Here is an 18295-nt window from a genome sequence, read left to right on the forward strand (position 1 = left end):
ATTTACTATGAGAGGATAGAGAATGAAAATAATTCTTCGGCTTGGGTGGGCGATGGTATGTATTGTGGCAATTGCCTTTGCAGAACCACAAGAGAGCGAGGGGAGTATCTCTAGTGAATCTCCTGAGGCATCTAATACATCTCAACCTTTAGAAGAATCTACTCCGCAAACTGCACAATCTCCACAAAGCCCACCTGTTTCATCAAATTCAAATAGTGTTCCCTCGGGGCTTTTAGGTGCTACGCCTCTTACACCGGCAAATCAAATCGGGGGCGCACCTATTGATGATATGTTTGAAAATGTTGAACAGTCCAATACAACGCTTAAGGCAGCTATGAGCTTTGCAAAAGATGGTGATTATGAAAGTGCATTAGGGCTTTTTACACAATCGTGTGAGCAGGGTAACGCAGCAGGGTGCTTTGGCACTGGGCTTATTTATATGTATGGAGCAAATACGGGTGTGCCTGAGCCACAAAAGGCTGCGAATTACTATTATAAGGCTTGTGTGGGTGGCGATGCTGTAGCTTGTGCGAATCTTGCTATGGCGTATGATAACGGACAAGGTGTTAAAGAAGATAAGAATCAAGCCGCCCAACTCTATGAAGTGGCGTGTCAGGGAGGAGATTCTCTAGGCTGCACAAATATTGGCTGGATGTATGCTAATGGCGTAGGTGTGAAAAAGGATTATCAAAAGGCTTTGGTTTACTATAATAGCGCGTGTCAGTTAGGGAGTGATTTGGGCTGTTATAATTTAGGCTTGATGAGCAATACCTATAACATTTATGGTATGACGAAAGATTCGATGAGTTATGTTGAGATGAATTATGTTGCCTGCAAGCAAGGTGATATTGTAGGTTGTGGGAATCTAGGTTGGATGTATGCCACAGGCTCAAGCGGTGCGGAGAAAAGCTACTATAATGCGGCAAAATACTTTACTATCGCGTGTGATAGCGGACATTTGCAAAGCTGTAACAATCTAGGGGTGCTTTATGATGGAGGATTTGGCGTAAGGCAGGATAAACGCAAGGCAATAGAGCTATTTGGGTTGGCTTGTGATTATGGCATTGAATCTGGCTGCCATAACTATTCACTGATGAAAACTAGAGGAAGCGTAAGCAGTGCAGGGAATGTATTTTCTGGCTTAAAATAATGCGTCTTAATCAATATATCGCACATCATAGTAGTTATTCGCGCAGAGAAGCCGATAGACTCATCAGTGAGGGACGTGTGAGAGTAGGGAGAGTGAAGGCGACATTACACTCTGTACTAAAAGCGGGGGAGAGCGTGTTTATCGATGGTAAAAAGCTTATGCCAAAGGAGCATTTTACCTGCATTGTCTATCATAAGCCTAAGGGTGAGCTAGTAAGCAAGAGTGATAATCGCAATAGGCGCGTCATATATGAGAGTTTGGGAGAGAAGTTCAGGCATTTTATTTATGTGGGGCGGCTAGATTTTGTAAGTGAGGGACTACTCATTCTTACAGATAGCACTCCTGTGGCAAAAGCACTTATGGAATCATCTTTAGAACGTGGCTACATACTTAAACTTAATGGGGCTATTACAGAATCTATCATTAAGGCAATGGAAGAGGGCTTAGAATGTGAAGACGCACGTGCAGGAGGGCATAGTAAGAGCGATATTGTGAGTATGAATTTTGCCTCCTTTGCCTCATACCAAATACTTAAAAATGATAAAAAATACAGCAAACTCAAGGTAAGCATTACAGAGGGAAAAAATCGTGAGTTAAGACGGTTTTTTGGCGCATTTGGACTGAAAGTTTTGGATTTAAGACGCATAAGTTATGGCTTTGTGCATTTAAACGCCCTGCCTTGTGGGAAAAAGAGATTTTTTACTAAAGATGAATATAAGCAACTTCATCTTTTTTTGCAAACATATGGTGATATAGAGCAAAATAATACAGGCAAAACTCTTTTAGAGTAGGGTGTTGAACAAAAACTAAGGAAAATCATTGTGAAAGGTTACATCTATCTTTTCATTCTATGTGCGGTATACTCCCATGCTGTGCCTAAAAATATGAATGCCTTGCGGGAGATGTATCTCCTGCCCCCATCACAATGGCAAAAGCCTCATATTGATAAGGGCGTAGAATGGCAAGAGCTTGCCCCCTTGCCAGAATCTCCACCCTATCCAGATTCTAATCCCTATTCTAAAGCAAAAGTAGAGCTAGGCAAAATGCTTTTTGATGAGCCTAAGCTTTCGTTTTCTAATCAAATCGCTTGCGCCTCTTGCCACGATAGAGAATTTGGCTTTGGTGATGGGAGGAGGGTAAGCTATGGGCATAATCGTCAATTAGGACATCGTAATGCCCCAAGCGTAGTAATGTCTGCCTTTAGCACGGAGCAATTTTGGGATGGCAGAGCAGAAAGTCTAGAATCCCAAGCCCTTTTCCCCATAGCTGACCCTAAGGAAATGGCTTACACGCCACAATCTGCAGCGAAAAAAATCGCTAAAATTCCCGCCTATAAAGAGAAATTCAAAGAAGCCTTTGGCAGTGTTAAAATCACTCCCGAGCTTATGGCGCAAGCCATAGCCACTTATGAACGTTCCCTTGTGCCTAACCCTACGCGATTTGATAGATTCTTAAAAGGTAAAAAGGACGCCCTCACGGACAAAGAAGTGTGGGGATTGCACCTTTTCCGCACAAAAGGGCGATGTATGAATTGCCATAGCGGCGTGGCTCTAAGTGATGGGAAATATCATAATTTAGGATTGCATTTTATTGGGCGTAAATATGAGGATTTAGGCAGATATGAAGTAACGGGTAATCCTGATGATATAGGTAGGTTTAAAACCCCTTCCTTGCGCCATATCTCAAAAACCGCGCCCTATATGCACAATGGGCTTTTTCCGCATTTATCAGGTGTGCTAAATGCTTACAATGCAGGAATGTTTCACCCAAGCCCTCCTAAACCAGGGCAAGAGAACACAAAAGCGGCAAGAGAGTTACCCTTTCCCGGCACAGATTCGCTTCTGCAAAAACTTCATCTTACCAATGAGGAGCTTGAAGCTCTTGAGGCATTCTTAAAAACATTGTAGAATCTTAGACACGCAAGTGAAATAAGCATGATATGTTTTAAAATGTGGGTAGATATAGGGCTAAAGTTGCTTACAAATATGTTTTCCCTTTACATCAAATCATATAGAACCAAAAGCACCACTTTATCAATATGCGATGAAAGAGATTTATGCTTTGCGCAAAAATATTTAGCCGCCCTCTTGCAAAAGATTCTATATTGCCGTGCTGTTGTGCTTGTGGGAATGCCTATCGCTGCTTAGTTTGGTTTTAGTTCTTGTGTAGTGAGAAATGTGAATACCAAATATTAATATGTCTTTTTGATTTTTGTGCGGTATTGCTCCCTTATGTCATAGAGTGAGATTCTATTCTTACGCTGCACTTCCCAATACATAAAGCCATTGAGCCTTTTTACTTTTGCCTGCTTTAATTTTGCCGCAAGTGTGTGAATATCATAACTTTGCCCTTCAAAGATAGCCTTTCCATCGCTTTGCAGTTGCGCACAAAAGGGCGTATTTTTCAAATACAGCTTTTCATTAGATTCTAAAAATCCAGCTTCTATAAGTGTCTCTAAGCTTACTTTCAAGGGCTTTTTATCAAAACTTGCCTTTGCTATATCGCTCTCCTCAAATATGATAGAATCTAGCCGCTTTTTAGCATATTGTATATAATCAGCATTTTTCTCAATGGTAATAAAATTTCGCCCTAGCCTTTTTGCCACCGCCGCAGTAGTGCATGTCCCCCCAAATGGGTCGCACACCACATCGCCTAGACTAGAGTTTATGGCGATGATTCTATATAAGAGCGCTTCGGGCTTTTGCGTGTTGTGTAGCTTTTCTCCATTCATATCTTTAAGTCGCTCATTTCCCGTACACACAGGCAGCCTCCACACGCTTCCTAGTTGCTTTCTCTGTCCCTTTTCAAAGCCTACAATCTCATTGTTTAGCTCTTTAGCTGTTTTATAATGAAATGTGTATTTGCTTTTTTTATCCTTTGCCGCCCAAATGAGGCTCTCATGGGAGTTATTGAGTCTCGTGCCTAGAAAATTGGGCGTGGGATTGCTTTTGTGCCAAATTACATCATTGATAAACCAAAAGCCCAAATCCTGCATAATCGCCCCAATCGTGTAAATACACTGATGTGAACCTATCACCCAAATGCTGCCATTAGGCTTTAAAATCCGCTTTGCCTCTTTGAGCCAAATGTAGCTAAATGCTTTGTAGGCTTCATTATCGCTAAACTTATCCCAAGCATCATCACAGCCGCTGAATGTACTCCCCTCTGGACGATTTAAGACTCCTTCCGTGCGCATAAAATAGGGTGGGTCGGCAAATATTACATCTATGCTAGAATCTGCAATTTGGGGTAAAATCTCAAGGCAATCGCCCTGTGTGATTGTATTGAGTGCTAAAGTAGTTTTCATTAAAGTCCTTTTAGGTTGAGGTTTGTAGGGAAAAGTTCTTCACGTAATTAATCAGTGCGAGAAGAAAGCAAGTTTTTAATCAAAGTTAGATTATTGTGTTTGATTTGCAAAAGTGCTGTTTTTATTTCACTGCTTGTATCAAAATCAGGAACGTTTAGTATCTCCTTACTTCTTTCCTGCTTATGCTTTTTAAGATAACGAACAATTTCATCCCAAATATCAGTTCTTTCAAAAAATATTTTAAAAAGCTCTCTGCCATAAAAAATATATAGCTCCACCATATCATCAGTGTTGTTGTCAATTTGTTCGTTATAAAATTTTTTACTCTTTTTAAGACTTTCATCACTAAACCACATACAAGCTTTTATTTTCTGTTGTGGAAAATTTTGCTTTAGACATTTGATTTTTTTAATTAAATTGCTATACTGCTCTCTTTTTTTCGTGCTATCGTGGTCATCTCTAATTTTTTGTTCTATTAGATAAATATTGTCATCTTTTTTGAATGCTTGGTCGGCATTTAAATGATTATTGTCCTCATCTATTCCTATATTCTTATTTAGATCCTCATAACACATCATTGCAATATATTCAGTTAAGATTTCTTCTATAAAATCTCCAAATTTAATTTCGCAACTTTGTGTTGTATTTTGTATAAGTTTTGTCTTTGCATTTGTGATTCTAAAAATACCGGTGTATCGTTTTGGATTATTTAAGACTGTGAGTAAAATTTCATAATGTAAGTCTTTACCAAAAATGCGGTTATTAAGTTTATTTGCAAAATGCTCATAAGTCATTTATAATTCCTTTTTTCTCATATATGATTCGCATTTTCGCACACCTATTGTAACTTATTTTGTATAATTGTGCTTTTATCTCATAATCACTATGGAAATAATAAATGCTTATAGATTCATTTAATAGAAAAATCGATTATATGCGTATATCAGTTACTAAAGAATGTAATTTCCGCTGTCAGTATTGTATGCCCGATACGCCCTTTAATAAGGTGATGTGCGATGAATTGCCACTCGATAAAATGCTAGAATTTATCAAAATCGCCATTGATAATGGTATTAAAAAAATCCGCATTACCGGTGGTGAGCCGCTGCTAAGGAAGGATTTATGCGATTTTTTAGCACATATTTATGCCTATGCGCCGCATATTGAAATTACCCTTACAAGCAATGCCTTTTTTCTCGCAAAATATGCTCAAAGCCTTAAAAATGCGGGGCTTTCACGCATTAATATTTCACTAGATTCTCTCAAAGCAGAGCGGATAAAAGTTATTTCTCAACGCGATGGATTAGAGCAGATTTTTAAAGGTATTTTTGCGGCTAAGGAATGCGGTTTGGGTATCAAGCTCAATATGGTGCCGCTGAAAGGCATTAATGATGATGAGATTATCGATATGCTGCATTTTGCCTACACACACGGCTTTGGCATACGATTTATTGAATTTATGGAGAATATCCACGCCAAAGATGGTTTAAAGGGCTTAAGAAATGCGGAGATTCTGCAGATTATCAATGCTCACTATCTCACACAGGTGGAGAAAAACGATTGCTTTGGTCCGGCAAAGCTTTATAGCATTACTGCAAAATCTTTTGCCCCCCATCAGGAAAAACCTTTTATCTTTGGGATTATCTCGCCGCACGAAGATGATTTTTGCTCTACTTGTAATCGTATCCGCTTGACAAGTGATGGCGTGATTTGCCCGTGTTTGTATTACCAAGAAAGTATCTCGCTTAAAGATGCCATACTCAAAGGGGATAAAGCCCAAATGCGTGAACTTCTGCGCCTTGCGATAAAAAACAAGCCCGAAAAAAATCAATGGGAGAGCGAAATGTCAAAGGAGCGGCATTCCACACGTGCATTCTACTATACCGGCGGCTAGCAAGCCATAATGTGTTGTTTTAGAATCTACAATTTTTGTGCTTTTTGCACCTCTGTGAATGTTTCAAACACATCACCTACTTTAATATCATTATAATTTTCTAACATAATGCCGCATTCGTAGCCTTTTGAAACCTCTTTCGCATCATCTTTAAAACGTTTGAGCGAAGCGATAGCCCCCGTATGCACCACTACGCCTTCACGTATGAGCCGCACCTTAATGCCTCTTTGAATACTTCCATCAATCACCATACACCCGGCAATTGTACCTACTTTAGGAATATTAAATGTCTCACGCACTTCAGCCTGTCCAGTGTTTTCCTCCTCAATCACAGGTGACATAAGCCCCCCGAGCAATGCTTTAATATCATCAAGCAAATTATAAATGATAGAATAGGTTTTAATCTCCACGTCAAGCTCTTTTGCCCTTGCTTTGACATTGCCAGTTGGGCGGACATTGAATCCCAAAATCACACTATTATCACTTGTAGCACACAAATCAATATCGCTTTCACTTATGCCGCCCACGCCAAAACCAATAACATTTACTCGCACTTCATCATTGCTTAACTTCTCTACGCTTGCCTTAATCGCCTCTAAACTGCCTTGTGTATCGGCTTTGATAATAAGGGGTAGTGTCTTTAGATTGCCTTGTGCGACCATTTCGCCAAGCTCATCAAACGTAACTTTTGTGCTTTTACTCAATTCTTTTTGACGCAAGTAAAGGGCTCGTTTTTGAGCGTGTTCCCTAGCGATACTATCGCTTTCTACGCTAAGTAGCACCGCCCCAGCTTGTGGCACTAAGGACAATCCGGTAACAACCGCCACACCCGAAGGATATAGCTCATTAATACTTTTACCCCTATCATCAAGCAATGCCCTCACACGTCCAAACGCTGTATCCGCTACGACAGAATCTCCTAGCTTGAGCACACCTTGCTGCATAATAATCGTAGCCACAGGTCCGCGCCCCTTTTCTAAACTCGCCTCAAGCACAATCGCTCTAGCATTGCCCTGCTGTGCTGCCTTTAGCTCTAACACTTCGGCTTGGACAAGGATTGTCTCAAGCAGATGTTCTACTCCATCGCCATTTTTTGCAGAAATAGGGATAAACTCATGTTCCCCGCCCCAATCAATGGGAGTAAATCCAAGCTCCGCACACTCTGCCTTAAGCTTATCGGGATTGGCATTTTCTTTATCCATTTTATTCATGGCGATGATAATTTGCACATTTGCGGCTTTAGCGTGGTTTAACGCCTCAATAGTTTGCTGTTTCACACCATCATCTGCGGCAATCACAATAATGGCAATATCCGTTACCTGTGCCCCACGGCTACGCATTTGCGTAAAGGCTTCGTGTCCGGGTGTATCGATAAAACTAATCTTTTTGCCATTTTTTTCCACCATATACGCTCCGATATGTTGGGTAATGCCCCCAGCTTCACCACTTGCTACACGTGAGTTGCGGATATAATCAAGCAAAGAGGTTTTCCCGTGATCGACATGCCCCATAATCGTAACCACCGGCGGACGCTCAAATTGGGGCAAATCCTCAAGGAGACTCGATTCTAAAATCTCGCTTGTTTGTGTATCCTGTATGGATATTTCAAGTTCAAACTCATCGGCAAGAATTTCAATAGCGTCCCTGTCTAAAAAGTCATTTTTTGTTGCCATTACACCGAGATTGAAAAGCACTTTAATTACATCTTTGAGTTCTGCTTTAATCAGCTCAGCGAACTCATACACGCGGATTTCTTCAGGGATAGAAATGGGACCTTTGATTTTATCCTCATTTTTTGGCACTTTGATAGGCTTGCGTCTTCTGCCCCCACGTTTAATGCTTCCTTCATTCATCCACGGATTCTTACGATGGATATGCACCCGCTCGGTTATGGCTTGGCGGATTTGATTTTCTTCCTCCTCATCGCGCACTTGTGTTTCATTCAAGTCAAAAAGCATAATTTCATCTTGCTCATCATCATAATCAAAGGCAATTTCTCTATCATCAAGTATGTGCATTTTTTGGTCAGTATGTTTGTGTGCGACTTTAGATTTGGGCTTGTCTCTTTTGGGTTTTTTTGGCGATTCATTAGCACTTTCTGCTAGAAGTTCTTTGTAGCTTAGAGTTTGCTTCTTGCTTTCTTCTTTTTTAGATTCTGTAATTTTAGACTCTTGCTCTTTGTTTTTCCTTACAATGCGCAATCCTTTTTTGGGTTCAATAGGTGCAATTTGCTTCACATCTTCTGTAATGGCTTCTTGCTCTGTATTTTCAGGCGCTTCTTGGCTTGTTTCTTCTTTTGAATTTTCCGCCTTCGCTTTTGTGCTTTCTTTTTTGGTTGCTTTGGGCTTTGTCTTTGTGGTTTTGGTTTCTTTTTTAGCTTTGCTTTCTGTGGAAGCTTTCTTAGATTTTTTACCCTCAAGCTTTAAATCTGCCGTATCTTGTGTGGCTTGTATGTTTGGATTTACACCTGTGGTAAGATATTCATAAAGTATACTTGCTTCTTCTTCTGTAATCGAGCTTGATGCGGACTTTACATTTAGCCCTATGGCTTTAGCTTGCTCGAAAGCATAGCTTGCATTTTTGCCAAATTCTTTTCCTATGTCTGCTAACCTTATCTTAGTTCCCATAGATTCTGTATCTCCTTTAAACGCACAATATGCTCTTGTTTTGGTTTGAGTTTGTTAATTTTAAGAATTATTTGGAGTGTTTTGGGCTGCGTTAAGCATTCCTCACACACATAAAAACTTCGCCCTCTCCCGCTAAACTGACATAGGGAGTAACCATCACTCTGCAGTCTTAGAAGCTCCTTTTGATGAAATCTTTTGCGACATTTGATACACATACGTGTTTGCTTGGGTTGTTTCATAGCATTATACCTAAAGATTCTATGATTCTACTAGCGTTGCGCCTATATTGTCAAATGCTAATGTAAGCACACGGAATTTAGGGAACTGCTCTTGTAAAGTTGCCGTTAACGCTGCACTATCATCAGCATAGCAAATATTTAAAAACGATGAACCACTCCCGGATAGTGTGCTTAGGAGTGCGCCATTTTGCAAAGCTGTCTTTTGGAGATTAAAAAGTATGGGCATATTTTTCATACGCACCTCCTCGTGGAATCTATCCTTGCTCGCTTCTCGTAATAGTTCCCATTTATGCGTGATAAATGCCGCACTTAGCATACAGGCGTGAGAGAGGTTAAATACTGCATCTTTAGTGCTATATTTTTTAGGCAGGGTGCGACGGGAGAGTTTGGTTGAAATAGCTGTATTTGGAATCACTACTACTGCCTTAATATCCGTTGGTAAAGGCGATTGCAAGGTTATAACACGTGATTTATACGCTGCTCTTTTGGGAGACTGGCTATCTAGCATAGCGATGTTAAATCCCCCATAAAGCGCAGGAGTAATATTATCAGGGTGATTTTCATATTTGAGTGCAAGTTGCAATATTTCGGGCTTATTGATGGGCTTTTGCATAATATGATACGCGCTCACAATCGCACCAATAATCACTGCAGAGCTTGAGCCAAGCCCTCGCGATATAGGAATGGCATTATTAAAGCTAAGCTTAAAAGGGCGGATAGGATAGTTATGTAAGGTCAAAATCTCATTAAAAATCTTTATAAACACATTATCCACCCGCAGCTTTGGGCGCTCCCTCCCCTCACCGGAGATATGGATACTGCTTAATCGCGATGGGACAATGCTAAAAGTATTGTGGAGATTCAGTGCTAAACCTAGTGTATCAAAACCCGGTCCAAGATTAGCACTTGTAGCAGGAACGCGAACAATCACTACTCACCTTTATATAAAAATCAAAAATATGATTATAGTGTGTTTTTGATAGATTTTACTTAATTGCAGAAAATAAAAAATGGGGTTTTGCTATCAGTTTGCAAGCAAAAATAAGGCTTTCCCCTTTAAATTGCTAATTTTTTGCGTTAAAAGGGCAAATTAAGATATTTTTTCGTAACTTGTTTTATCCAAAAAGGCAAAAAGAATCTGCGGATTTGCTATAATGCATAATTTCTTATCTCCTTTAAGGATTGCGCGATGAATATCTTGCATAGTATTAATGACTTCAATGAGGCAAAGCAGGTGATTCCCGGTGGGGTTAATTCCCCTGTGAGGGCGTTTGGCTCGGTGGGCGGCACACCGCGATTTATTGCTAGGGGTAAGGGTGCGTATATCTATGATGAAGATGATAATGCCTATATTGACTTCGTGCAAAGCTGGGGACCGTTGATATTTGGGCACGCTGATGAGTTTGTAGAATCTGCGCTGATGTTGGCGATTAAAGATGGGTTAAGCTTTGGTGCGCCTACGCAAAAAGAAACAACCCTAGTAAAGCAAATTATCAGTATGACGCAAAGTATAGAGAAAATGCGCCTTGTCAATTCTGGCACAGAGGCGACAATGAGCGCGTTGCGTCTAGCAAGGGCATATACGCAAAAAGATGATATTATCAAGTTTGAGGGCTGCTACCACGGGCATAGCGATAGTCTGCTGGTGAGTGCGGGAAGCGGCTGTGCTACGTTTGGGAATCCAAGCTCCCCGGGCGTGATACCAGATATATCAAAGCACACTTTAGTGGCGCGATACAATGATATACAATCTGTCCGGGCGTGCTTTGAGACATCGCAAAATGTCGCGTGTGTGATTATCGAGGGGTTGGCTGGGAATATGGGGTTTGTTCCTGCTGATGAGGTATTTATGCAGGAGTTGCGGGCATTATGCGACAAACACAATGCGCTTTTAATCATCGATGAGGTGATGAGTGGCTTTCGAGCAGGGGTAAATGGCGCGATAGGATTCTATAATATCGAGGCAGATTTAGTAACTTATGGCAAGGTTATTGGCGGAGGTATGCCTCTAGCGGCTTTTGGCGGGAGGGCGGATATTATGGATATGCTCTCTCCTGTGGGTGGGGTGTATCAAGCCGGGACTTTAAGCGGCAATCCTATCGCGGTGAGCGCGGGGATAGCGACACTGCGTAAAATTAAAGACAATCCGAATTTATATGAATCGCTTCAAAACCTCGCACAAAGGCTTACCAATGGTTTAAAGAATGCTGCTGCGACACATAATATTCCCTTGCAGGTGGATTATCGGGGTAGTATGTTTGGGTTTTTCTTTAATGATAGGGCGGTGAAAAACTTTGATGATGCTAAAAGGAGCGATACGGCGATGTTTGCTAGATTTCATCAAAAAATGCTAGATAAGGGCGTGTATTTTGCGTGTTCGCAGTTTGAGAGCGGCTTTATCTGCAGCGCGATGAATGAGGAAATGATAGACTTAGTCATTGCAAAGGCACAAGAAGCATTTACTGAAATCGTATATGAATGAGATGAGGCAAACGATGAATCCTAAAGAGAATCTACAAGCAAATCAGCAGGATATAAATGATACAAAGCAAGATGTTGCAAACAAGGCAGAGCAAAAACCAAGGTTAAGTGCGGTGGTGAGCGGAGCAAATGAACTAAGCGTGGGGATTTCTATCGTGGTGGCAGTTTTGCTAGGGATAGGTATAGGCATACTTTTAGAGCGATTAAGTGGCTATAAATGGACATTTTGGCTAGGCGTAGTGTGGGGCGTGGGTGCGGCGATCTTAAATCTCTATCGGGCATATAAAAGAGCGCAAAAAGAAGCCCAGGAATTAGCGCAAAACCCCCGTTATAGCTACAAGCCTGATAGTAAAGATGATGATGAAGATATCTCAAATGGCAGATATTACTAAAATATACTCTATCGGTATAGCCATTGTAACGGGATTAGCGCTTGTAGGTGGGGTTGTAGCTTTTATGCAAGGCGTGGAATCTCTAGCAAGTTTTGAAGTAGGGTTTGTGGGGTTTAATCTTGTGGTGGGTAGCTCTTTTGGTGCGTTACTTAAACGCGTGAGGGCTGAAAAAGCCACACAAGAGGCACAAAGCAATATTATAGAATCTACCCAAGAAGCTAAAGATTCTACAAGCAACGCCGAGCAAAACTCCAAAGCACAGGATAAAGTAACATTTTCTACGCGCTTTATCGTAGGGGCGCAAATGAGCTTGTCCTTTTTGCGTATGATAAGCTATGCGCTTTTTGCCTTTATGATATTTGGGCTGCTCAAATATCAGCTAATGTCTTTGCCAAGTCTTAGTGTGGGCTTAGGCTTAGCGATGATATGCTTTATAAGCTTTGGATTCTATGCTATGGTTAAGACTTCACAAAGGACTAAGCACTTTTTTGGCAAAGTAAGCTGATAAATCTTAAGGTGTATTGTCTGTGGCGATGTTGCGAGGCTATCGTTTAGGTAGCTTTCTAGGCGGCTTTTGTGTGTATCTGTGTATGTATTTAAGAATGCGCTATATCCTTGCATAGAGCATTTATCAAAGAGGTTATCTAAGCTTGTAAAATTGCCATAAGCATATCGCTCATAAGTCTTTTATATATCGTGGATTGTAGGTTGTCTGTTTATCTAGCACATCTGTAATAGCCCTTTGCAAATGAGATGAGCTAGGCTCTTTAGATGTAAGCAAATCATTAGCAATAAGCTCTGCCTCACGATAAGCAATCTGCTCACATACAGAAAGAAATATATCCTGCTGCTTTTGTGTGGGATTATCAATAGATGCAAAGAGTATATAGAGTATATCAAGTATAAGAGAAAGCAAAATGGAAAGCATTACCACCGCTATTCATTAAATGTATAGAATCTTATTTAAATGCGCTTAAGAATAGCATTGGTTTTGTAAAGATCTGCTAGCAGATCTTTACAAAACCAATGAGTTTAATGGGTTTGTTGTTGCTGCTTTAAAAGAGCTTTAACTTCAATAATGATTGTCTCATCTTCACTGATGTTAATATACATAAACTCATCGCCGCTTTGCCGCTCTCCACTTAGTAAATCCCCGCTACGGCGGTATTTTAAATCAAGCTCGGCAATGTCAAATCCGCTTAGTGTGCGACAAAAGGCGTTTAGCCGCTCGTTTGTAGGTTGGTGTGTATAAAGATAGCAGTAGCCCTTTAGTCCATTGCGGCTTACTCTCCCACGCAATTGATGTAGGGTGGCTAGTCCTAATCGTTCGGGTGCAACGATTATAATAGTAGAAACTTTTGGCAAGGATATGCCTACTTCAATCAACGTTGTGGCAAGGAGCAGCGTCCCATCACGGGCAAAATCGTTAATAACTTGCGTTTTACTTTTATCTTTACCAAAGGTGTGATAGACATTTGTAAAATGTTTTTGCCAAAAGCCCAAGCCCTCATTCAATGAGAGATAATCCAAGCTCTCACTCTCCTCCACTAAAGGATAAACGATAATGGTTTGATTTCCTTTTGCCACTTCGCTTTGTAAATGCATAAACATCTCCTTAAAATGTGCCTTGTCAATAATCATCGTGCTAATGTCCTTTTTAAAAGGCAAATCCTTAATAACACTCATATCAATAAGACTTGCATTAATCATCGCTAGAGTGCGTGGGATTGGCGTAGCGGAAAATTGTAGCACGTGGGGCTTTGTGTTGTTTTCAGACGGGGTAGATTCTCTAAAAAGGCTTTGCATATCATCATCTTTGCTTTGCCCGATTTTTTCTAGGATATATCGTTGGTTTGTGCCAAAGCGATGCTGCTCATCACTCATCACAAGCGCGAGATTTTCTAATTCAAGCTCACGATGGAGCAGGGCTTGTGTGCCGATAATGAAATGTGATTGTATGGCTTCTTGGGTGGGGACTTTGTGTTTAGCCGTGATAAGGTGGAGGCGTACAAATGGCGGGAGAAACCGCCTTGCTTCCTCATAAAGCTGCTCAGCAAGAATAGTCGTAGGTGCCATAAGAATGCTTGTATGTGGATAGCACATCATCACCGCGCAGAGAATCACCATCGTTTTGCCACAGCCCACATCACCCATAATGAGCCTTTTTGCTGCCACATCTTTGCAAAAATCCGCCTTTATATCCGCAATAGCCTGATTCTGTCCTTGTGTAAGACTAAAGGGTAGTGAATGGATAAATGCGTTTATATCATTCTCACATTTGAATCTTGCGGAAAAATACCGCCTTTTTTTAGAAAAAAGGGCAAGGTGATGATAGATTTCAACAAATTTTAGTGCGTGTAAATACGCAGGAGGAAGCGCATTTTTCTCACTAAAAGCTACGCAAAATGCCGCATTGGGCGTAAAAATCTCATATATTTTTTGTGCAATATGATTGGGAATCCCGCATAAAAGGAGATTCTCAACACTCACAAACGCCTTGCATAGCTCCTGCATAGACTTAGTATTAAGTGCGGTGGTTTTGAAATGGCAGCGAATAGTATTAATCTCTGTAATCACTTTAGGCTGTGTGATGTGGTAGTGGTGATTAAATAATTCAAGCTTACCCATTACATATATATCCCTATCGGGCGCAAATAGTTGCTTATGAAAGGCTTTGGCGTGAAAGATATTCATAAAAAGCGGCTCTTGGTTAAAATCACTCATCGTAGCGTAGATTTTCAAACGGGCTTGGTTGCCAAAACCTAAGGTTTGTATATCTTGAGTATGCACTTTAAAAACACAGTTGCGATTGATAGCAAGGTCTTGAGAGAGGGTAGTATTTGTGTAGGATTTGGGCGTGTGGGTGATGACAAACTGCAATAAAGAGGTAATTTTGAGCTTTTTTAAACGGGCTTGATTGGTGGGGCTAAGACGATTTAGAATCTCATCATACATTCGCGCACTTTCGTACCATATCTAGCACACGATTGGCATAGCCCCATTCATTATCGCACCACGCCATTACGCGCAACATATTCTCACTTACCGCGTAGGTTAAATCCGGCGCGAATACCACGCTATGAGGATTACCGATAAAGTCGCTACTCACGCCCTGCTTGGTATCTATGCCGATAATACCTTTCATTGTGCTTTGACTTGCGTTGATAATAGATTCATTAAGGGCTTTTGCGTGAGCGGGGGCAGAGAGCATAAAGGTAATATCAAGTAGCAAGACATTTGATACAGGCACACGCACACTATGTCCGCCTACTTTGCCCTGCAGTGTGGGGAGGAGGCGGGTAAGGGTATGCGTAGCTCCTGTGCTTGTAGGGATAATATTTTGTGCGGCGGCGCGGGAGCGTCTTTTGTCATTTGGATAGACGCTATCAAGGAGAGATTGCTCGTTAGTATAGCTATGTATGATACAAAAACTCATTGTCTCAATGCCAAAAGATTCATCAATTACCTTGCAGAGTGGGGCTAGGGCATTTGCCGTGCAGGAGGCGTTAGAAAATATAGCCTCGCCATTATATGTATCATCATTCACGCCACACGCAAAAATAGGCATATTATCTGTGGGAGAAGCGCAGAGTATGACATTTTTTATGCCTTTTTGACAATGATGTGCGATAGAGGGAGTATCTAAAAATTGTCCGCTAGATTCTATGACTATATCCGCCCCAAAGGCTGCGAAGTCTAATGCTTTAGAATCTTTGTGATTGAGCGTTGCAATGGGCGGCAGATTACTTTGAGTGAAACTAAGCGTGTGGTTTTGATAGGTTGTCCCAAAGGGCAAAGTGCGATGAGTGCTATCGTGCTCTAAAAGATAGTTAAGAATCTCCCAATCATATATATCATTTATGGCGACAATACGGATTTGCTCCTTATATGGCAGTGATGAGCGCACGATGCTCCGTCCAATGCGTCCAAAGCCATTGATAGCAATATTTATCATATTATCCTCTCTGCTGGGTAAAATATTGTGGCAAAACTAGCCCAAAATTGTAGCATATTGCTACAAATGTTTATGTAATTTGCATTAACACATTTGTGATAGGGTGAATATTTTAAGGAAGGTGTAATGGATACTTTTGTAGTGGGAATCATAGGGGTTAGTGTGGCATAAGCAAGGCTTTAGTCCTATGATATGCTAAGGAAGCGACGCATTGATTTATTGTAGGGTGCAATACACAAGCCCTAAGTGAAAGCAAAGCCGAACTTATAGCGTTAAATCCACATTTGCAAATGCAGATTGAGTGCTTTGATGTGGGCGATGAGGCAGCATATAAAAGGTGGTATGAGGAGATATTTCATATATGTATTGATGTGATAATTCTTAATGCGGGTATTGCAATGGGCGAGAAAGAGTGTGTAGAGAGGCATTTTGAAATATGTAGCACAAATACTAAGGGTGTTATGTATGGAGCATTTTATGCACTGCAATATTTTCAAAACAGGAGAGATTGAGAGAATACAAGAGGCAAATCTCGTGCCGATAAGCTCCATTGCTGCCTTAATTGCCCTGCCCAATGTGCCAAGTTATAGTGCGTCAAAAAGCTTTGTGAAAAGCTTAGGAGAATCCTTAAGTCTGAAGCAGCAAGATGTGCTTATCACAACCATTTGTCCGGGCTTTATCAAAACGCCTTTGACAGACTATCTTCATCAGGGGATTCCACAAATGAGCGTGCAAAAAGCGAGTAAAAATCCATAAGGCCATTCAAAGAGGTAGGCATTTTTACGCATTTCCTTGCTATTTAGCGTGGGCTGTGAGTTCTATACTCCAGCTATGGCTTAAATGCAAACTACTTGGCAGAGTAAGCTTTAAGGGGCAGTTGTGAGAGTATTTATCGCGTCTCTAATAGCCTCTATAGAGCGTGGCTCAATTAAGCGCTCTCCCACTTCCTTGCCATCTTTATAAAAAATAAGTGTAGGAATCTTGCGAATATTGAGAGTATCTTTAAGCTGCGTTTCTTTATCAAAGCTTACTTTAAAAAACTTGACTTTTTCACTTAATTCTTTATCTAATGTTTCAAGCATAGGGTCAATAAACCTGCAATCCGGACACCAAGAAGCGCTAAAATCCACTACTACATAGCCCTGCTTAATGCTTTCATTAAAGGACGCCGCATCCAAACTAGCTATCATCTTTACTCCTTAAAATAATACATACACTAAGGCATAAGTGCCACACAGAAGTATAATAAACAAAGTTAATGCAAGGGCAAATGTTTTTGCTCCAAAGGAGATGAATTTCTGCCAATCAATCTGCAGCCCTAAAGCCACCATCGCAAAGACGAGAAGCAATTTTGAGGCAAATTGTGTAGATTCTATCACTATTGCGGGAAAGTCAATCACGGAATTACACACTATTACGGCTAGAAAACCTAAAGCAAAGTAGGGAATGTAGAGGGCATTTTGCGCTTTTGCCTGAGAATCTTCGTGGGCTATACGCTCTTGGGCGAGTTTAAACATTATATATGAGATAATCAGCAAAAGTGGCACGAGCAGCACGACACGTGTCATTTTGACGATAAGGGCGACATTTTGAGATTCAGGTGATATGGCAGCAGCCCCTACGACATTAGCGACTTCGTGCAGACTAGCGCCGATGAAAATGCCCCATTGGTAGTCATTGAGCGGTAATAATCCACTATAATACACTACAGGCAGGACTATCATACCACAAAGCCCAAAAATCACAATGAATCCCAATGCCACAGAGCTTTTGCTCGGGTGCGTTTTTAACGTGGATTCTAAGGCAAGGATTGCTGCTGCTCCACACACTGCACTCCCAATCCCCACGAGCATAGCGATTTCATTATCAAGTTTAAGCATTCTGCCTATGACAATAGCACATACAAAGACCACACTCACTACGATGAGAGAGACAAGCAATCCATTTAGCCCAAGTGTAGCGATTTCCCCGAGTGTGATATATGAGCCATAGCAGACAATCCCAGCCCTAAGGAGCTTTTTAGCCCCAAAGGTAATGCCACTTTGTATATCATAGGCTTTTTCAAGGCGCGGATAAAGTGGTGAGAGGGCTGCCCCGAGCAAGATTCCCACAATAAGTGGAGAAAGAAAGGGTGTGAGTATGGCAGAGATAGCCATAGCACACGCACTGATAACGCCCAAAATAAGTAAGCCATAGAGAAAGCCTAAATGTTTATATTTCATTATTGTCCTTATAGCAGTTTGTTTATAT

At 41.0% G+C, this 18295-nt stretch carries 20 protein-coding genes; 10 read left to right on the forward strand and 10 right to left on the reverse strand.

The window, feature by feature from the left end:
- The first annotated feature begins 22 nt into the window (after window positions 1-22).
- Genes V3I05_RS05610 through V3I05_RS05625 form a run of 4 tightly spaced genes read left to right on the forward strand, consistent with a single transcriptional unit; the run spans window position 23 to window position 3297 of the window.
- Window positions 23-1150: a tetratricopeptide repeat protein gene (locus V3I05_RS05610; RefSeq protein WP_343352908.1), complete on the forward strand. Its 1128-nt coding sequence runs from the start codon at window positions 23-25 to the stop codon at window positions 1148-1150.
- The gene (locus V3I05_RS05615; RefSeq protein ID WP_295700174.1) at window positions 1150-1941 is read left to right on the forward strand and encodes a pseudouridine synthase; all 792 of its coding nucleotides are present in this window, start codon (window positions 1150-1152) and stop codon (window positions 1939-1941) included. Before V3I05_RS05610 ends, V3I05_RS05615 begins: the two co-directional genes overlap by 1 nt.
- Before the next feature lie 30 nt (window positions 1942-1971).
- Window positions 1972-3057: a cytochrome-c peroxidase gene (locus V3I05_RS05620; protein ID WP_343352909.1), complete on the forward strand. Its 1086-nt coding sequence runs from the start codon at window positions 1972-1974 to the stop codon at window positions 3055-3057.
- 27 nt (window positions 3058-3084) lie between these two features.
- Entirely contained in the window at window positions 3085-3297 is a 213-nt protein-coding gene (locus V3I05_RS05625; protein WP_300447161.1) for a hypothetical protein, read from the forward strand.
- Window positions 3298-3341: 44 nt separating this feature from the next.
- Here the strand turns inward: V3I05_RS05625 and V3I05_RS05630 are convergent, their stop codons facing one another.
- Complete coding sequence (locus tag V3I05_RS05630) at window positions 3342-4457, reverse strand: site-specific DNA-methyltransferase (RefSeq protein ID WP_343352910.1); 1116 nt, start codon at window positions 4455-4457, stop codon at window positions 3342-3344.
- Window positions 4458-4504: 47 nt separating this feature from the next.
- The gene (locus V3I05_RS05635) at window positions 4505-5251 is read right to left on the reverse strand and encodes an HpyAIV family type II restriction enzyme (protein ID WP_343352912.1); all 747 of its coding nucleotides are present in this window, start codon (window positions 5249-5251) and stop codon (window positions 4505-4507) included.
- 104 nt (window positions 5252-5355) lie between these two features.
- Here V3I05_RS05635 and moaA point away from each other — a divergent pair, with 104 nt between their 5' ends.
- Window positions 5356-6351 (forward strand): GTP 3',8-cyclase MoaA, encoded by a 996-nt coding sequence (gene moaA / locus V3I05_RS05640; RefSeq protein ID WP_343352913.1) that lies wholly within the window; start codon window positions 5356-5358, stop codon window positions 6349-6351.
- A 26-nt stretch (window positions 6352-6377) separates the two neighbouring features.
- Here moaA and infB read toward each other — a convergent pair whose 3' ends face one another.
- Genes infB through thrB form a run of 3 tightly spaced genes read right to left on the reverse strand, consistent with a single transcriptional unit; the run spans window position 6378 to window position 10148 of the window.
- A complete protein-coding gene (gene infB / locus V3I05_RS05645) occupies window positions 6378-8978 on the reverse strand; it encodes a translation initiation factor IF-2 (protein ID WP_300447167.1) in 2601 nt (866 codons plus the stop codon).
- Window positions 8963-9217: a DUF448 domain-containing protein gene (locus V3I05_RS05650; protein ID WP_295700161.1), complete on the reverse strand. Its 255-nt coding sequence runs from the start codon at window positions 9215-9217 to the stop codon at window positions 8963-8965. Before V3I05_RS05650 ends, infB begins: the two co-directional genes overlap by 16 nt.
- 19 nt (window positions 9218-9236) lie before the next feature.
- Window positions 9237-10148, reverse strand: a complete 912-nt coding sequence (gene thrB / locus V3I05_RS05655) for a homoserine kinase (protein WP_295700158.1) — start codon at window positions 10146-10148, stop codon at window positions 9237-9239.
- A 258-nt stretch (window positions 10149-10406) separates the two neighbouring features.
- Here thrB and hemL point away from each other — a divergent pair, with 258 nt between their 5' ends.
- Genes hemL through V3I05_RS05670 form a run of 3 tightly spaced genes read left to right on the forward strand, consistent with a single transcriptional unit; the run spans window position 10407 to window position 12595 of the window.
- Entirely contained in the window at window positions 10407-11699 is a 1293-nt protein-coding gene (hemL, locus tag V3I05_RS05660; protein WP_300447169.1) for a glutamate-1-semialdehyde 2,1-aminomutase, read from the forward strand.
- Between the two features lie 13 nt (window positions 11700-11712).
- On the forward strand, window positions 11713-12090 hold the full coding sequence (locus V3I05_RS05665) for an AtpZ/AtpI family protein (RefSeq protein ID WP_343352916.1): 378 nt from the start codon (window positions 11713-11715) through the stop codon (window positions 12088-12090).
- The gene (locus tag V3I05_RS05670) at window positions 12059-12595 is read left to right on the forward strand and encodes a hypothetical protein (RefSeq protein ID WP_295700150.1); all 537 of its coding nucleotides are present in this window, start codon (window positions 12059-12061) and stop codon (window positions 12593-12595) included. The genes V3I05_RS05665 and V3I05_RS05670 overlap by 32 nt, the downstream gene beginning before the upstream one ends.
- A gap of 171 nt (window positions 12596-12766) precedes the next feature.
- Here the strand turns inward: V3I05_RS05670 and V3I05_RS05675 are convergent, their stop codons facing one another.
- From V3I05_RS05675 to V3I05_RS05685, 3 genes are all read right to left on the reverse strand, one after another.
- A complete protein-coding gene (locus tag V3I05_RS05675) occupies window positions 12767-13024 on the reverse strand; it encodes a hypothetical protein (protein WP_300743357.1) in 258 nt (85 codons plus the stop codon).
- A gap of 98 nt (window positions 13025-13122) precedes the next feature.
- Complete coding sequence (recG, locus tag V3I05_RS05680; RefSeq protein WP_343352919.1) at window positions 13123-15045, reverse strand: ATP-dependent DNA helicase RecG; 1923 nt, start codon at window positions 15043-15045, stop codon at window positions 13123-13125.
- The gene (locus V3I05_RS05685) at window positions 15038-16045 is read right to left on the reverse strand and encodes a type I glyceraldehyde-3-phosphate dehydrogenase (protein ID WP_343352920.1); all 1008 of its coding nucleotides are present in this window, start codon (window positions 16043-16045) and stop codon (window positions 15038-15040) included. Before V3I05_RS05685 ends, recG begins: the two co-directional genes overlap by 8 nt.
- A gap of 290 nt (window positions 16046-16335) precedes the next feature.
- On the opposite strand from V3I05_RS05685, the gene V3I05_RS05690 reads away from it, so the two are divergent.
- Together V3I05_RS05690 and V3I05_RS05695 are read left to right on the forward strand one after the other, a co-directional pair.
- A complete protein-coding gene (locus V3I05_RS05690) occupies window positions 16336-16557 on the forward strand; it encodes a hypothetical protein (RefSeq protein WP_343352921.1) in 222 nt (73 codons plus the stop codon).
- The gene (locus tag V3I05_RS05695; protein WP_343352922.1) at window positions 16523-16801 is read left to right on the forward strand and encodes an SDR family NAD(P)-dependent oxidoreductase; all 279 of its coding nucleotides are present in this window, start codon (window positions 16523-16525) and stop codon (window positions 16799-16801) included. The genes V3I05_RS05690 and V3I05_RS05695 overlap by 35 nt, the downstream gene beginning before the upstream one ends.
- 110 nt (window positions 16802-16911) lie before the next feature.
- On the opposite strand, the gene V3I05_RS05700 is transcribed toward V3I05_RS05695, so the two are convergent.
- Entirely contained in the window at window positions 16912-17235 is a 324-nt protein-coding gene (locus tag V3I05_RS05700) for a thioredoxin family protein (RefSeq protein ID WP_295700136.1), read from the reverse strand.
- 9 nt (window positions 17236-17244) lie between these two features.
- Window positions 17245-18267 (reverse strand): YeiH family protein, encoded by a 1023-nt coding sequence (locus V3I05_RS05705; protein ID WP_295700133.1) that lies wholly within the window; start codon window positions 18265-18267, stop codon window positions 17245-17247.
- Window positions 18268-18295 lie beyond the last annotated feature (28 nt).

The sequence above is a fragment of the Helicobacter mastomyrinus genome (assembly GCF_039555295.1).
Taxonomy (GTDB): Bacteria; Campylobacterota; Campylobacteria; order Campylobacterales; family Helicobacteraceae; genus Helicobacter_C; species Helicobacter_C mastomyrinus.

Bases quoted from the DNA above. Each gene is read 5' to 3' on its own strand.
- hemL (WP_300447169.1), top strand. From the start codon at position 10,407: ATGAATATCTTGCATAGTATTAATGACTTCAATGAGGCAAAGCAGGTG.
- V3I05_RS05610 (WP_343352908.1), top strand. From the start codon at position 23: ATGAAAATAATTCTTCGGCTTGGGTGGGCGATGGTATGTATTGTGGCA.
- V3I05_RS05665 (WP_343352916.1), top strand. From the start codon at position 11,713: ATGAATCCTAAAGAGAATCTACAAGCAAATCAGCAGGATATAAATGAT.
- V3I05_RS05695 (WP_343352922.1), top strand. From the start codon at position 16,523: ATGCACTGCAATATTTTCAAAACAGGAGAGATTGAGAGAATACAAGAG.
- V3I05_RS05635 (WP_343352912.1), bottom strand. From the start codon at position 5,251: ATGACTTATGAGCATTTTGCAAATAAACTTAATAACCGCATTTTTGGT.
- infB (WP_300447167.1), bottom strand. From the start codon at position 8,978: ATGGGAACTAAGATAAGGTTAGCAGACATAGGAAAAGAATTTGGCAAA.
- V3I05_RS05690 (WP_343352921.1), top strand. From the start codon at position 16,336: ATGCAGATTGAGTGCTTTGATGTGGGCGATGAGGCAGCATATAAAAGG.
- V3I05_RS05630 (WP_343352910.1), bottom strand. From the start codon at position 4,457: ATGAAAACTACTTTAGCACTCAATACAATCACACAGGGCGATTGCCTT.
- V3I05_RS05670 (WP_295700150.1), top strand. From the start codon at position 12,059: ATGAAGATATCTCAAATGGCAGATATTACTAAAATATACTCTATCGGT.
- V3I05_RS05625 (WP_300447161.1), top strand. From the start codon at position 3,085: ATGATATGTTTTAAAATGTGGGTAGATATAGGGCTAAAGTTGCTTACA.
- V3I05_RS05700 (WP_295700136.1), bottom strand. From the start codon at position 17,235: ATGATAGCTAGTTTGGATGCGGCGTCCTTTAATGAAAGCATTAAGCAG.
- V3I05_RS05685 (WP_343352920.1), bottom strand. From the start codon at position 16,045: ATGATAAATATTGCTATCAATGGCTTTGGACGCATTGGACGGAGCATC.
- V3I05_RS05705 (WP_295700133.1), bottom strand. From the start codon at position 18,267: ATGAAATATAAACATTTAGGCTTTCTCTATGGCTTACTTATTTTGGGC.
- V3I05_RS05650 (WP_295700161.1), bottom strand. From the start codon at position 9,217: ATGAAACAACCCAAGCAAACACGTATGTGTATCAAATGTCGCAAAAGA.
- recG (WP_343352919.1), bottom strand. From the start codon at position 15,045: ATGTATGATGAGATTCTAAATCGTCTTAGCCCCACCAATCAAGCCCGT.
- moaA (WP_343352913.1), top strand. From the start codon at position 5,356: ATGCTTATAGATTCATTTAATAGAAAAATCGATTATATGCGTATATCA.
- V3I05_RS05615 (WP_295700174.1), top strand. From the start codon at position 1,150: ATGCGTCTTAATCAATATATCGCACATCATAGTAGTTATTCGCGCAGA.